The sequence below is a fragment of the Kitasatospora herbaricolor genome (assembly GCF_030813695.1).
Taxonomy (GTDB): Bacteria; Actinomycetota; Actinomycetes; order Streptomycetales; family Streptomycetaceae; genus Kitasatospora; species Kitasatospora herbaricolor.
Genome location: NZ_JAUSVA010000002.1, coordinates 3436027 through 3449460 on the forward strand (window position 1 = coordinate 3436027; position 13434 = coordinate 3449460).

Here is a 13434-nt window from a genome sequence, read left to right on the forward strand (position 1 = left end):
GCGGCCCGGGCCGGGTCAGACCGCGATGACCTCGACCGCCGCGCCCAGCCCCCGGAAGTCAGCGATGTTGCGGGTGTACAGCGGCAGGCCGTTCGCCGAGGCCACGGCCGCGATCATCAGGTCGATCCGGCGCGGGCGCGGCTGGCGCCCCGCCGCGATGGTCAGCGCCACCAGGGTGCCGTACCGGGCGGCGGCGGCCGCGTCGAAGGGCAGCGGGTCGAAGTCCGCCGTCGCGGCCCCCAGCACCTCCAGCCGGGCCGAGCGGCTGAGCGGGTCACGGGCCATCGCGACACCCTGCTGCAGCTCCGCGAAGGTGATCGCGGTCAGCTCCGGGACGGCCGGCAGGTCCGCCGGGTCCAGCAGCGCCAGATCGATGTAGACGCAGGTGTCCAGCACCCCGGCGGGACGGCGCCGGACCACCTTGCGGCGTTCAGCCACGGGGACGCTCGAACGGGTCGTCGTCCTCGCCGAGCAGGTCCTCGGAGCCGAAGATCTCCTCGGCCTCCTTGCGCATCTGCTGGTAGTCGACCCTGGGCAGCCGGCCGTGCCGGGCCACCAGCTCCTCCGCGCTCAGCCGCCGCCGGCCGGAGACCGGCCGCAGTTCGGCGACCTCGACGCCGTTACGGGTGATGTGGAACGTCTCGCCCGCCTCCACCGCGTCCATCACCGCGGCGGAGTTGTTGCGGAACTCGCGCTGGGTAATCGTCTTCATCCCTCCACGGTAGCCCCGTGTAGCACCGATGGCTACACTCCCGCAACCGCTCGTGGGAACCGGCCCCGCACCCGTACCATCGTCCTCGACGACAGCACGCGCGGCCCCGCGCCCGCACCGCCCCGCCGACCGGCCGGGCCCGCACCAGGAGGAGGACGACGATGACCTTGCTCGCCGCCCTGCTCGGACTCCTGCGAGTCCTCACCGGCGAACTGCTCACCGGCTCGTCCGGCCTGACCGCCGTCGCGGCCGCCGCCGCCCTGGTGCTGCTCTCCGGCGTCGTCGCCGGCACCCTCGCCACCGGCCGGCTGCTCGGCGCCCGCGCCCCGGCCGCCGTCCGCGACGGGACCCTGCGCCGCCACGCGCTGCGCACCGCCTTCCTCCCGCAACGGGACCCGGACGCCCGCGGCCGCCGACGCCCCAGGGCACCGGGCGCGGCCCCGGCGGCCGCGTAACCACCCCACCGCACCAGCTCGCGGCCGTCCTCCGCCGACCTCTCGATCCCGAGACCCCGGAGGGCTCTCCTCACCATGTCCGTCCTGTCGATCCTCGACCCGGCGGTGGGCCTGGCCCACACCGCCGTGTCCGCGCTCGCGCACGTCCTGCCGACCGCCGCCGCGATCATCCTGTTCACCGTCTGCGTCCGGCTCGCCCTGCACCCGCTGGCCCGGGCCGCCGCCCGCGGCGAGAAGGCCCGCACCAGGCTCGCCCCGCAGGTGGCGGAGCTGAACCGCAAGCACAAGGGCAAGCCGGAGAAGCTCAAGGAGGCGCTCGCCGAGCTGTACCGGGAGGAGAAGGCGTCACCGTTCGCCGGATGCCTGCCGATGCTCGTGCAGATCCCGTTCTTCTCGGTGATGTACCGGCTCTTCACCACGCCCAACGACCTGCTCGACCACACCGTCCTCGGCGTCCCGCTCGGCATGCACGTGAGCGGCGCGCACGGCCCGGCGCAGCTGGCGGTGTTCGGCGTCCTGTACGCGGCGCTGGCGGCCGTCGGCTACGCCAACTTCCGCCGGGCCCGGCGCACCGGCCTGCCCGGCGCCACCACCGCGGCGGGCGCCGCACCGGCCCCCGGGGCGGCGCTGCTCCCGTACCTGTCCTTCGGCACGGTGCTGTTCGCCGCGCTCGTGCCGCTGGCGGCCGGGCTCTACCTGGTCACCACCACCGCCTGGAGCTCCGCCGAGCGCGCGTGGCTGCACCGCGGCACCCCGGCACCGGCGCTGCCGGCCGCACCGGAGGCCGGGCCGGAGCAGCCCGTGAAGCTCGCCAAGCCCGTGCGGAACACGAAGGCGGCGCGGGGCGCGAAGCCCGGCGCGCCCGCCCGGGCGGGCGCGACCGGTGGGGCGGGCGCCGCGAAGGTCCCGGGGGCCAGGAAGGCGCCCCGGGCCGCCAGGCCCTCCGCCGGCAACGTCAGGGCGGCCGGCGCCGGCAAGGCGGCCGAGCCGGCCGGGGCCGCGGAGTCCGGCTGACGCGGCGGTGGGCCCGCCCCCGTGCGGGGCAGGCCCACCGGGGCCGGACGGGACGTGCCCGACGGGACTGCCGGACGGGGCCCGGGGCTCAGCCCCGGGTCCACCCCGCCAGGTAGGCGTCGATCTCGCCGGCCAGCCTGGTCTTGCCGGCGGTGTCCAGGAAGGACGCCTCGACGGCGTTCTTCGCCAGCCCGGCGACACCGGCCTCGTCGAGGCCGAGCAGTCGGGCCGCGACGCCGTACTCGGTGTTCAGGTCGGTGCCGAACATCGGCGGGTCGTCACTGTTCACGGTGACCAGCAGCCCGGCGTCGACCATCTGCCGGATCGGGTGCTCCTCCATCCGCTCCACCACCCGGGTGGCGAGGTTGGAGGTGGGGCAGACCTCCAGCGGGATCCGGTGCTCGCCCAGCCAGTCGACCAGCGCCGGGTCCTTCACCGACTGGGTGCCGTGGCCGATCCGCTCCGCGCCGAGCAGCCGCACGGCGTCCCAGACGGTCTCCGGGCCGGTGCTCTCACCGGCGTGCGGCACGCTGTGCAGGCCGGCCGCCCGGGCCCGGTCGAAGTACGGCTTGAACTGCGGGCGGGGCACACCGATCTCGGGGCCGCCCAGGCCGAAGCTGACCAGGCCCTCGGGGGCGAGGTCGACGGCGAGCCGGGTGGTCTCCTCGGCGGAGGCGAGGCCCGCCTCGCCCGGGATGTCGAAGCACCAGCGGAGCACCACGCCGAGGTCCTTCTCGGCCGACTTGCGGGCGTCCTCGATCGCCTCCATGAAGGCGACGTCGGGGATGCCCCGGCGGACCGAGGAGTACGGCGTGACGGTCAGCTCGGCGTAGCGGATCTGCTGGCGGGCCATGTCCTCGGCGACGCCGTAGGTCAGCGCCCGGACGTCCTCGGCGTCGCGGATCAGGTCGACGACGCTGAGGTAGACCTCGATGAAGTGGGCGAAGTCGGTGAAGGTGAAGTACTCGGCGAGCGCGGCCGGGTCGGTCGGCACCTTCGAGCCGCGGTGGCGGGCGGCCAGTTCGGCGACCACCCGGGGTGAGGCCGATCCGACGTGGTGGACGTGCAGCTCCGCCTTGGGCATGCCCGCGATGAACGCCTCGATGCCGCTCTTCCCGTCCGGCTGGACCACGGTGTGACTCTCTCTCTACGCGCGTCTCATCAGTTCCCGCAAGGCTACGCGAGCCTCCCGCGGCACCGGGAACGCACGCGCCACGGCGGGTGCGCCGGGCTCAGCCGCCGAGGGCCACCGCGACCGTGTGGATCAGCAGGCCGGCCAGGGCGCCGACCACCGTGCCGTTGATCCGGATGAACTGGAGGTCCCGGCCGACGTTGGCCTCGATCTTGCGGGAGGCGTCCTCGGCGTTCCAGCCGGCGACCGTCTCGGAGATCAGCGAGGTGATCTCGTCCCGGTAGGTGTCCACCACGTACTGCGCGGCGTCCTGCAGCCAGGTGTCGGCCTTGCCCTGCAACCGGGTGTCGGTGGCCAGCCGGGCGCCGAAGTCGCGGACGCCCCGGGTGATGCGCAGCCGCAGTTCGCTGTCCTCGTCCTCGGCGGCGGTCATCACCAGCGAGCGGACGGCGGCCCAGGTGGAGGCGATCAGGTCCTGCACCTCGGCGCGGGCGAGCAGGTCGGCCTTGGCGCGCTCCACCCGGGCGATGGTCTCCGGGTCCTGCTGGAGCTCGGCGGCGAAGTCGGCGAGGAAGTTGTCGACGGCCCCCCGGGCCGGGTGCAGCGGGTCGTCCCGGATGTCGGTGACGAACCGCATCAGCTCCTTGTAGACCCGCTCGCCGACCTGGTGGTCGATGAACCGGGGCGTCCAGCCGGGGGTCTTCTGGGTGACCCGCTGGACGACCTCCTCGTGGTTCTCGGTCAGCCAGTCGTGCACCCGGACGGCCACCAGGTCCACCACCCCGTGGTGGCCGCCGTCGGCGACCACCTTGCCGAGCATCCGGCCCATCGGCTCGGCCACCGAGGTCGCCGACGCCCGCCGGGTGACGGCCTCGCTGACCACCGCCTGGACGTCCTCGTCCCGCAGCACCGCGAGCAGTCCGCGCAGCGCCGCCGAGGCCTCCTTGGTGACCCGCTCGGCGCTGCCCGGGGCGGCCAGCCACTCGCCGAGGCGCCGGGCGATGCCCAGCGCGGCCAGCCGGCGGCGGACCACCTGGCCGGAGAGGAAGTTGTCGCCCACGAAGTCGCCCAGGGACTTGCCGAAGGCGTCCTTCTTGGTCGGGATGATCGCGGTGTGCGGGATGGGCAGGCCGAACGGGCGGCGGAACAGCGCGGTCACCGCGAACCAGTCGGCGAGCGCGCCCACCATGCCGGCCTCGGCGGCCGCCGCCAGATAGCCGGCCCAGGCGCCGGCACCGGAGGCCTTCGCCCAGGTCGCCAGGGCGAAGACCAGGCTCGCGAAGGCCAGCAGGCCGGTCGCGATGGCCTTCATCCGCCGCACGCCGCGGCTCTTCTCCTCGTCGGCCGCGGTGAACCTCACACCGGGGCCCGCTCCGTCGGACGCTTCGTCGCTCACCCCGCCAGTCTGCCCCGTACCCGGCGCGCGTGATCCTCCCCACCCCTCCCCCGCGCGCCGTGCGCCCCGCGGGCCCCGTCGCGCCGGACCCGGATGAACGGCCGTCAGGCGGCCCCGGACCTGCCGGGGCCGCCCGCGGGCCGGGGTGGGGCCGGCTCAGCCGATCGCCACCCGGGCGTACATCTTGGCGATCACGTCCTCGATGGCCGGCTCGCGGACCGAAAGGTCGACCAGGGGGTAGCGCTCCGCGACCGCGGCCACCACCGGCGCGGCGCTCTGCTGCGCGGGGAAGGCCAGCCACTGGCGCGGCCCGTCCACCTTGACCACCCGGGCGCCGGGCACGTCGATCGGCGGGCGGGCCTCGGCGAGGTCGACCACCAGGGTGCGTTCGCTCATCCCCACCGCGTGCAGCCCGGCCAGGTCGCCGTCGTGCACCAGCCGGCCGTGGTCGATCACCATGACCCGGTCGCAGAGCTGCTCGATGTCCACCAGGTCGTGGGTGGTGAGGAGCACGGTGGTGCCCTGCTCGCGGTTGACCTGGCGCAGGAACTCCCGGACCCGTCCCTTGCTGACCACGTCCAGGCCGATGGTCGGCTCGTCCAGGTAGAGCACCTGCGGGTCGTGCAGCAGCGCGGCGGCGAGGTCGCCGCGCATCCGCTGGCCCAGCGAGAGCTGGCGCACCGGGGTGTCCAGCAGGCCGCCGAGTTCGAGGAGTTCGACGCAGCGGGCCAGGTTGGCCCGGTAGCGGGCGTCGGGGATGCGGTAGATCCGGCGGGCCAGCTCGTAGGAGTCGCGCAGCGGGAGGTCCCACCAGAGGGTGGTGCGCTGGCCGAAGACCACGCCGATCCGGCGGGCGAGCGCGGTGCGCTCCCGGGCCGGGTCGACACCGGCCACCCGCAGTTGTCCGGAGGAGGGGACGAGGATGCCGGTGAGCATCTTGATGGTGGTGGACTTCCCGGCGCCGTTGGGGCCGATGTAGCCGACACAGGCGCCGGCCTCGATGTCGAAGGTCAGCCCGTCCACGGCGTGGACCTCGCGTTTCTCGCGCCGCAGTCGGCCGGTACGCGTGCGGACGGTGAAGCTGCGGCGGACGTCGTCGAGTTCGATCAGTGCCATGCCTGGGTCCTTTCGCTGGGCCGGCGGTGCTGGAGCCGGCTTCGGGGGGTGCTGGAGAGCGGTGCCGGGTGCTGAAGGGCGGTGGTGGGGCGTGTGCCGGGGGCGGTCAGCTGCCGGTGCCCCGGTAGGCCCGCAGCCCGGCCCGCCAGAGCAGCCCCGCCACGTAGGCGCAGAGCGCGGCGGCCACCGGCGAGGCGTACTGGAAGGCGGCGGGTAGTCCGAGCGGGTCGGGGCGGTCGAGGATCCGCAGGGCGGGCAGCCAGTTGACGAAGGCCAGCGGGATCCCGAACACGACCCCGGCCACCAGCTCCTTGGCGAAGATCGTCGGCGGGTAGTGCAGCAGCGTGGCGCCGCCGTAGGTGAAGGAGTTCTGGATCTCCTTGGCCTCGCCCCACCAGAACTGCAGGGTGGCGAAGCCGATGAAGAGCGCCGAGAAGATGACCGTCCCGCAGAGCAGCAGGACGGGCACCAGCAGCACGCGGTCCCAGGTCCACGCCACGTCCAGCGCGGTCAGTGACCAGGCCAGCACGGCGGCGGCCTGCACCGGGCGGCCGAGCCGGCGCAGCGAGAACCGCTCGGCGCAGAGCTGGGCGAGCGCGGGGGCGGGCCGGATCAGCATGGTGTCGAGGGTGCCGGCGCGGATCCGCGCGCCGAGCGCGTCGGTGCTGCCGACGAAGAGGTTGGCCATGCCGAGGGCGATGCCGGACGTCCCGTAGAGGAAGCCCAGTTCGGGCAGGGTCCAGCCGCCGAGCTGGTCGGTGTGCTGGAACATCAGCACCACCACCAGGAAGTCGAGCGAGGTGATCATGATGTTGGCGGCGAGCATCAGCACGAACGAGGCCCGGTAGGACATCACCGCCCTGGTCCACATCCCGGCCATCAGCCACCAGGCCCGCACCGACCAGCGGGCGCGCTCCAGCAGGCTGTCGGCCCCGGCTCCGGTCACGGTGTCAGCCACCCTGGACCACCACCCTTCGGGTCGCCAGCAGTTGGACGACCCGGCCGAGCGCGAGCAGCACCACGGCCCAGGCGGCCTGGAAGCCGAGCGCGCCGAGCAGGCCGGCGCCGGACTCACGTTCCAGGAAGACGTCGGTGGGCACCTGCACCAGCGAGGCCCACGGCAGCAGCGGCGCGATCTCGCCGAGCAGGCCGGGGAAGAGGCCGATCGGCAGCAGCATCCCGGAGAAGAACATCGACACCACCAGCATCACCGACCGCACGCCGTCCGAGTCGTGCAGCCAGAAGCCGGTGAGCACGACCAGGTAGCGCAGCCCGAAGCTGACCAGCACCGCGAGCAGCACCGACAGCAGGAACTCGGCCCAGACCAGCGGGTCGTGCGGCACCCGCAGGTCGAAGACGAGCGCCCCGGCGATCATCGGGGCGGCGCCACGCGCCACCAGGTGGAAGCCGGCCCGCCCCAGGTCGCCGGCCAGCCACCAGCCCTGGAAGTCCACCGGACGGTAGAGGTCGACGGCGATGTCACCGGTGCGGAAGCGCTCCTGGACGTCGTCCTGGAAACCGCCGCCCCAGACCGCGACGGTGACCAGCAGCGCCTGGCTGACCCAGATGTAGGTGACGGCCTGGGCGGTGTCGTAGCCGCCGAGGCCCGGCCGGGCCCGCCAGAGCGCGAGGAAGCTGTAGGCCAGGATGAAGCCGAAGACGGTGTTGGTGAAGGCCCCGGCCAAGGTCGCGGCCCGGTAGGTGGAGTAGCGGCGGAAGCTGCCCGCGGCGACCGCGAGGTAGACCCGGGCGGCGCCGGCGTGGGCCGTCCCCGGAGGGCGGCCGCGGGGCGGTCCGCCGGGCTTCACTGATACCGGCATATTGTCTCCTTGTCGACTTATTGGGAGCGGGTCAAGGGCACGGACCAGGGGCGGCCGCCCGCCCTCGGACCGTCGCGGAACGCGCGCCGACACGCGCGGACGCACGACGGACCGGCTCCGACCGGCCTGACCCCGGGGTGTCCCGGGCGGCGGGCGGAGCTCGCACCCACTGGCTGCGCTATGCGGTTCTCACCTTTCACCGTACCGCCACCGATCATCCGGCGCAGCTGAATTCCCCGCCCCCGAACCCCACCGACCGTCCCCCGCGCCCCCGTTCGCCGCCCCCGCGCCCACCGGACCACCCCTACCGCCGGGTTCCGCACGCCGGATCCCGCACCGGCCGCCGCCGAACCGCCCCGCCACAACCCCCGGAAGAACCACCTGATCACCGCTCAAATCGACATAATCACCCCATGAGCCTGGAGCCCGCCGACCACCGGCCCGACCCGCAGCCCGACACCGGCACACCCCCCGCGCTCACCGGGCCACCCGCCGCCGGCCCCGCCCACGGCACCCGCCGCGACCGCCGCCGGGCCCGCCGCACCGACCGCCGCCGGGCCCGCCGCGCCCTGCCCGGCTGGCGCCGCGCCATCCCCACCTGGCGGATGCTCCTCACCGGCCTCGCCGGCCTGCTCCTGCTCGGCATCGCGGCCTTCGTCACGCTCTACCTGATCGTCCCCGTGCCCGACGCCAACGCCCACGCCGTCGCCCAGAACAACATCTACTACTACGCCGACGGCACCGAACTCGCCCGCACCGGCGCCGTCAACCGCAGCGACGTCACCCTCGACCAGATCCCCGCCGACACCCAGCACGCCGCCGTCTCCGCCGAGGACCGCACCTTCTACCGCAACAAGGGCGTCGACCTCAAAGGCATGGTCCGGGCCGGCTGGAACACCGTCACCGGCCAGGGCACCCAGGGCGGCTCCACCATCACCCAGCAGTACGTGAAGAACTACTACCTGACCCAGGACCAGACCCTCTCCCGCAAGGTCAAGGAACTCTTCATCTCGCTCAAGGTCGACCAGCAGCAGAGCAAGGACCAGATCCTCGCCGGCTACCTCAACACCAGCTACTTCGGCCGCAACGCCTACGGCATCCAGAGCGCCGCCAACGCCTACTTCGGCACCGACGTCTCCCGGCTCACCACCGCGCAGAGCGCCTACCTCGCCGCGCTGCTCCAGGCCCCCAGCGCGTACGACGTCAAGAACGCCACCCCCGCCAACCGCACCCGCGCGGTCGCCCGCTGGAACTACGTCCTGGACGGCATGGTCTCGCTCGGCTTCCTCGACCCCGCCGCCCGGGCCGCGACCAGCTTCCCCGAGCCGATCGACCCCAGGCCCGTCGTCGGCCTCGCCGGCCAGAGCGGCTACCTCGTCGACATCGCCGACACCTACCTCGCCAGCACCGGCACCGTCGACGCCGCCACCCTCAAGGCCGGCGGCTGGCGGATCACCACCAGCTTCGACAAGGCCAAGCAGGACGCCTTCGCCGCCGCCGTCCAGCAGGAACTCACCGACGAGCTCGACCCCCGGGCCCGGCCCGGCACGGACACCGACGTCCGCGTCGCCGGCGCCTCCGTCGAGGCGGCGACCGGCCGGATCGTCGCCGCCTACGGCGGCCCCGACTACGCCAAGCAGCCCTTCAACGACGCCCTGCGCCAGGACAACCAGATCGGCTCCACCTTCAAACCGCTCGAACTCGCCGCCGCGATCGAGAGCGAGGCCACCACCCAGGACGGCCGCCGCATCACCACCGAGACCGTCTACGACGGCACCAGCGGCCGCGACGTGATCGGCGGCCCCACCCCCTACGACCCGCCCAACGAGGACGACATCGACTACGGCCCGGTGTCCCTGCGGCTCGCCATGGTGAAGTCGGTCAACTCGGTGTACGCCCAGGAGGGCGTGGACGCCGGCCTGCCCGAAGTCCGGGAGACCGCCCTGCGGCTGGGCATCCCCGCCGACGTCCCCGGCATGGACCCCGCCAACACCTCGATGACCCTGGGCACCGTCACCCCCAGCGCCATCGACCTGGCCGGCGTGTACGCCGCCCTCGCCAACCACGGCCAGGCGCTCAGCCCCTGGTCCGTCCTCAAACTGGAACACACCGGCTACTCCGACATCCCCCGGCTGCCCGAGCACGAACCGACCACCGCCCTCGACCGGGGCACCGCCGACGCCGTCACCGGGGTACTGCGCGACGTGATCAGCGGCCGCGGCACCGGCGCCGCCGCCCTCGCCCTCGGCCGGCCCGCCGCCGGCAAGACCGGCACCACCGACTCCAACCTGGCCGCCTGGTTCGCCGGCTACACCCCCGAACTCGCCACCACGGTCAGCCTGTTCAGGGAGAACCCGAAGACCCACGCCAAGGAGTCGCTGGCCGGCACCGCCGGCCTGACCCGGATCAACGGCGGCACCTTCCCCACCGAGATCTGGACCTCCTACATGGCCGACGCCCTCGAAGGCAGCCGGATCCAGCACTTCGACCTGCACCCCGCCCAGGGCAACACCCAGCCCGGCCCGGCCGCCACCCCCGGCAACGGCGGCGGCACCTCCCCGGGCACCCGACCGGCCGGCACCCCCACCCCGGCCCCCAGCGTCAGCACCGCCCCCGCGCCCACCGGCAACCCCACCCCGCCGGCCGGGCCGGGCCCCACCCCGCCGCCGAGCCCCACCGTCACACCCAGCCGCAGCGCCCCCACCCGCGCCACCCCGCCTCCCGCACCGACCCCCACCGGCGCCGCCGGCCCCTCCCCCGCCGGCGCCCTCCCGCCTTCCCCGCCCCCGCCCAAGCCCTGAGCCCTGAGCCCTGAGCCCGCTTCCCCGCCGGGCGCCCGACCGCCGGCCCGGTCCAGGACCGCCACCCCGCCCCTGGACCGGCACCCGCCTACCGGACCAGCTCACGCTCCAACGGCGTCCGGATCCTCGGCGTCACCCGCACCCCACCCAGCCACCCCGCCAACCGGACCGCCACCGCCGCCACCGCGGCCTCCGCCTCCGACCCCACGTCCGACAACAGCCGCCACACCAGCTCACCGTCCGCGCGCTGTGCCCAACCGCCCACCACCCGGCCGTCCCACCAGACCGTCGGCCCCGCGTTGCCCGCCCGGTCGAACAGCGCCGGCACGTCCTGCGCCCGCAGGTACCAGTCCCGGCCCCGCCACCCCATCACCGTCGGATCCAGCGCCGGCAGCAGCGCCGCCCACGGCCCGGACGCCCGCACCACGCCCACGTCACCCGGCAGCACCACCCCGGCGGCGCCCTCCCCCAGCGTCACCTCCTGCGCGCCCACGTCCGCCAGCGCCCGCCGGGCGTCCCCGAGCGTCCAGCCCGTCCACCACTTGAGGTCCTCCACCGTGGCCGGCCCGTACGAGGCCAGCCAGCGGCGCGCCACCTCGGCCTTCGACTCGCGCACCGGCAGCTCCGGCCACTGCCGCACCGGCGCGTACGGGTAGTTGCTGCTCAGCCAGGAGCCGCGCGGCCGGCAGCGCCGGACGTGCCCGTCCGAGGCCAGCAGGCGCAGCAGCCGGCTGCCCACGCTCTGCCGGGCCTCGTACGGCTTGCCCTCCGACATGAGCATGGTCTCGCGCAGGGCCGGCACGTCCGCCGACAGCTCCGCCGTGGTCGCCTCGCCGCGCGCCGCCAGCGCCGCCAGCACCGCCCGCTCCGTCCCCGCGAGCCGCGCCTCGTCCCAGCCCTCGGCGAAGTCCCGCAGGTGCTTCAGCAGCGTCGCCCGCTCCTTGGCCGCGATCGCCCGCGCCGTCGAGGAGCTGACGAACGGCGCGAACTCCTCGGTCACCGCGAAGATGGTGCGACGCATCGACAGGAGCTTCACCAGGGTCACGTCGTCGTACAGCGCACGCTCCACCTCGGCCGCCGAAGGCTCGGCCAGGCGCGCGCAGGCCGACAGGTACACCGTGGCGGCGTCCGTCGCGTGCAGCCCGACGACCGCGTCCGCCACCTGCTCCACCGACTCCGCCCGCCGGGCGGGCACCAGCAGGTGCCGCTCCCCCAGCCGGGCCCGGCGCTGTTCGTCACTGATCCTCGGGCGACTGCCACTCGTTCCGGTCATACCCGGGGACAGTAATGCAGCCGTCCGGCCCGATCACGGCGATCGGCGGGACCGCCGGCCCGGCGCGGACCTCCGGCGCCCGGGTGACCGCGGGCCGCAGCGATCCGGCACGGCCGGATGCGGGGTGAGCCGGTCAGCGGTACCGGCCGGGCGGAGGCACCGGCCGATCAGGTGTGCCGGCCGGTCACAGGTACAGGCCGGTCGAACCCTCCGTGTCGCCGAAGCGGGTCGCCGCCACCGCGTGCAGGTCCCGCTCGCGCAGCAGCACGTACGTCGCGCCGCGCACCTCGACCTCCAGCTTGTCCTCCGGGTCGTACAGCACCCGGTCACCCGGCTCCACCGACCGGACGCTCTGGCCGACCGCCACCGCCTCCGCCCAGGTGCACCGCTTGCTCAGCTCGGCCGTCGCCGGGATCAGGATGCCGCCGGTCGAACGGCGCTCGCCCTCGGCCCCCTCGGTCTTCACCAGCACCCGGTCGTGCAGCATCTTGATCGGCAGCTTCTCGCCCAGCCGGTCGTGGCGAGGTGCTTCGTCCTGCGGGGTCCGCGCGTCGTTGGTACTCACGCCCCGACCGTACCCGCCCCCGGGCACCCGCGTGACCCTGGCCCGGCATGCGGAAGGCCGGGTACGCACATCCGGCGCACCCGGCCCCCTCCCCCGCCGCCCGGCAGCGCGGGGCCGCACCCGCGAGGGCCGGCCCGGCGGGCGCCGCGGCTCAGCCCCGCCGGCGCTTGCGGGCCGAGGCCAGCAGCAGCACCACGCCGACGCCCACCAGGGCGGCCGGCACGATCCGCTCCTTGCGCGGGCGGCCCTTCTCGTCCGTGAACTGCGCCTTCGCCTTCTCGACCGCCCCGCTCGCCGCCACGTACGCCCGACCGGCCTTCTGCTCGACCGACGCCACCGCCTTGGCCTTCACCTGCGCCGCGACCGTCGACGGGTGCACCCGCACCGCGAGCTCGTCCAGGGTCGACGCCAGCTTGGTGCGGGTACGCGCGATGTCCGCCTCGATCTGGGCGGCCGTCCGCGTGTCCGTCTTGTCCTTCGTGCTCGCCTCGCCCACTAGGGCCACCCCATTCACCGATGTTGTCCTGTGCGACCGCCCCAGTTTGTCAGCTGACCCGCCGCCACGCGCGGCCCCACCCACCAACAGAGGTAAGTTTGCCGTGGTACGACCACCAGTCCACACGAGGAGAGTTCCACCGTGAGCGAGCGCCTCCAGGCCGGAGACACCGCGCCTGCCTTCACCCTGCCCGACGCCGACGGCAAGCAGGTGTCCCTCGCCGACCACCTCGGTCGCAAGGTGATCGTGTACTTCTACCCCGCCGCCCTCACCCCCGGCTGCACCACCCAGGCCTGCGACTTCACCGACAACCTGGAGGCCTTCTCCGGCGCCGGGTACGAGGTCATCGGCATCTCCCCGGACAAGCCCGAGAAGCTCGGCAAGTTCCGCGAGACCGAGGACCTCAAGGTCACCCTGCTCGCCGACGAGGACAAGTCCGTCCTGGAGGCCTACGGCGCCTTCGGCGAGAAGAAGCTCTACGGCAAGACCGTCGTCGGCGTCATCCGCTCCACCGTGATCGTGGACGAGCAGGGCAAGGTCGAGCACGCCCTGTACAACGTGAAGGCCACCGGCCACGTCGCCAAGCTGCTCCGCGACCTGAAGATCGCCGCGGCCTGATCCCGACCGCCCCACCGCGCCGGCACGGCGGGCCCG

The 13434-nt window shown here is 74.2% G+C and carries 14 protein-coding genes; 4 read left to right on the forward strand and 10 right to left on the reverse strand.

The annotated features are described in order from the left end of the window. Window positions 1-15: 15 nt before the first annotated feature. Together J2S46_RS15340 and J2S46_RS15345 are read right to left on the reverse strand one after the other, a co-directional pair. Entirely contained in the window at window positions 16-438 is a 423-nt protein-coding gene (locus tag J2S46_RS15340; protein WP_229912713.1) for a type II toxin-antitoxin system VapC family toxin, read from the reverse strand. Further along, window positions 431-712, reverse strand: a complete 282-nt coding sequence (locus tag J2S46_RS15345) for a type II toxin-antitoxin system Phd/YefM family antitoxin (protein ID WP_191290055.1) — start codon at window positions 710-712, stop codon at window positions 431-433. Before J2S46_RS15345 ends, J2S46_RS15340 begins: the two co-directional genes overlap by 8 nt. Before the next feature lie 161 nt (window positions 713-873). Between J2S46_RS15345 and J2S46_RS15350 the strand changes: the two genes are divergently transcribed. Continuing rightward, window positions 874-1167, forward strand: a complete 294-nt coding sequence (locus J2S46_RS15350) for a DUF6412 domain-containing protein (protein WP_191290056.1) — start codon at window positions 874-876, stop codon at window positions 1165-1167. Window positions 1168-1242: 75 nt separating this feature from the next. Further along, window positions 1243-2181, forward strand: coding sequence for a YidC/Oxa1 family membrane protein insertase (locus J2S46_RS15355; RefSeq protein WP_229912714.1), 939 nt, complete (start codon window positions 1243-1245; stop codon window positions 2179-2181). Window positions 2182-2269: 88 nt separating this feature from the next. On the opposite strand, the gene J2S46_RS15360 is transcribed toward J2S46_RS15355, so the two are convergent. The 5 genes from J2S46_RS15360 to J2S46_RS15380 form a co-directional block, all read right to left on the reverse strand. Beyond that, the gene (locus tag J2S46_RS15360; protein WP_191290057.1) at window positions 2270-3313 is read right to left on the reverse strand and encodes an adenosine deaminase; all 1044 of its coding nucleotides are present in this window, start codon (window positions 3311-3313) and stop codon (window positions 2270-2272) included. Window positions 3314-3413: 100 nt separating this feature from the next. After that, a complete protein-coding gene (locus J2S46_RS15365; RefSeq protein ID WP_229912715.1) occupies window positions 3414-4709 on the reverse strand; it encodes a DUF445 domain-containing protein in 1296 nt (431 codons plus the stop codon). Window positions 4710-4865: 156 nt separating this feature from the next. Next, window positions 4866-5825 carry an ABC transporter ATP-binding protein gene (locus J2S46_RS15370; RefSeq protein WP_191290058.1) on the reverse strand — a complete coding sequence of 320 codons (960 nt, stop codon included), beginning with the start codon at window positions 5823-5825 and terminating at the stop codon, window positions 4866-4868. A gap of 106 nt (window positions 5826-5931) precedes the next feature. Then, entirely contained in the window at window positions 5932-6705 is a 774-nt protein-coding gene (locus tag J2S46_RS15375) for an ABC transporter permease (protein ID WP_191290155.1), read from the reverse strand. A gap of 70 nt (window positions 6706-6775) precedes the next feature. Next, window positions 6776-7645: an ABC transporter permease gene (locus J2S46_RS15380; protein ID WP_191290059.1), complete on the reverse strand. Its 870-nt coding sequence runs from the start codon at window positions 7643-7645 to the stop codon at window positions 6776-6778. A gap of 413 nt (window positions 7646-8058) precedes the next feature. Here J2S46_RS15380 and J2S46_RS15385 point away from each other — a divergent pair, with 413 nt between their 5' ends. Further along, window positions 8059-10446: a transglycosylase domain-containing protein gene (locus J2S46_RS15385; RefSeq protein WP_191290060.1), complete on the forward strand. Its 2388-nt coding sequence runs from the start codon at window positions 8059-8061 to the stop codon at window positions 10444-10446. A gap of 88 nt (window positions 10447-10534) precedes the next feature. Here the strand turns inward: J2S46_RS15385 and J2S46_RS15390 are convergent, their stop codons facing one another. The 3 genes from J2S46_RS15390 to J2S46_RS15400 form a co-directional block, all read right to left on the reverse strand. Then, window positions 10535-11719, reverse strand: coding sequence for a winged helix DNA-binding domain-containing protein (locus J2S46_RS15390; RefSeq protein ID WP_191290061.1), 1185 nt, complete (start codon window positions 11717-11719; stop codon window positions 10535-10537). 184 nt (window positions 11720-11903) lie between these two features. Further along, window positions 11904-12206 carry a GroES family chaperonin gene (locus J2S46_RS15395; protein WP_229912727.1) on the reverse strand — a complete coding sequence of 101 codons (303 nt, stop codon included), beginning with the start codon at window positions 12204-12206 and terminating at the stop codon, window positions 11904-11906. 229 nt (window positions 12207-12435) lie between these two features. Further along, window positions 12436-12789 (reverse strand): DUF3618 domain-containing protein, encoded by a 354-nt coding sequence (locus J2S46_RS15400; protein WP_229912716.1) that lies wholly within the window; start codon window positions 12787-12789, stop codon window positions 12436-12438. 132 nt (window positions 12790-12921) lie between these two features. Between J2S46_RS15400 and bcp the strand changes: the two genes are divergently transcribed. Beyond that, the gene (gene bcp, locus J2S46_RS15405) at window positions 12922-13398 is read left to right on the forward strand and encodes a thioredoxin-dependent thiol peroxidase (protein WP_191290062.1); all 477 of its coding nucleotides are present in this window, start codon (window positions 12922-12924) and stop codon (window positions 13396-13398) included. Window positions 13399-13434 lie beyond the last annotated feature (36 nt).

Excerpts from the sequence above, each read along its gene's own strand:
- J2S46_RS15375 (WP_191290155.1), bottom strand. The coding sequence starts at position 6,705 with ATGGCCGGGATGTGGACCAGGGCGGTGATGTCCTACCGGGCCTCGTTC.
- J2S46_RS15355 (WP_229912714.1), top strand. The coding sequence starts at position 1,243 with ATGTCCGTCCTGTCGATCCTCGACCCGGCGGTGGGCCTGGCCCACACC.
- J2S46_RS15380 (WP_191290059.1), bottom strand. The coding sequence starts at position 7,645 with ATGCCGGTATCAGTGAAGCCCGGCGGACCGCCCCGCGGCCGCCCTCCG.
- J2S46_RS15350 (WP_191290056.1), top strand. The coding sequence starts at position 874 with ATGACCTTGCTCGCCGCCCTGCTCGGACTCCTGCGAGTCCTCACCGGC.
- J2S46_RS15390 (WP_191290061.1), bottom strand. The coding sequence starts at position 11,719 with ATGACCGGAACGAGTGGCAGTCGCCCGAGGATCAGTGACGAACAGCGC.
- J2S46_RS15345 (WP_191290055.1), bottom strand. The coding sequence starts at position 712 with ATGAAGACGATTACCCAGCGCGAGTTCCGCAACAACTCCGCCGCGGTG.
- J2S46_RS15370 (WP_191290058.1), bottom strand. The coding sequence starts at position 5,825 with ATGGCACTGATCGAACTCGACGACGTCCGCCGCAGCTTCACCGTCCGC.
- J2S46_RS15395 (WP_229912727.1), bottom strand. The coding sequence starts at position 12,206 with ATGCTGCACGACCGGGTGCTGGTGAAGACCGAGGGGGCCGAGGGCGAG.
- J2S46_RS15385 (WP_191290060.1), top strand. The coding sequence starts at position 8,059 with ATGAGCCTGGAGCCCGCCGACCACCGGCCCGACCCGCAGCCCGACACC.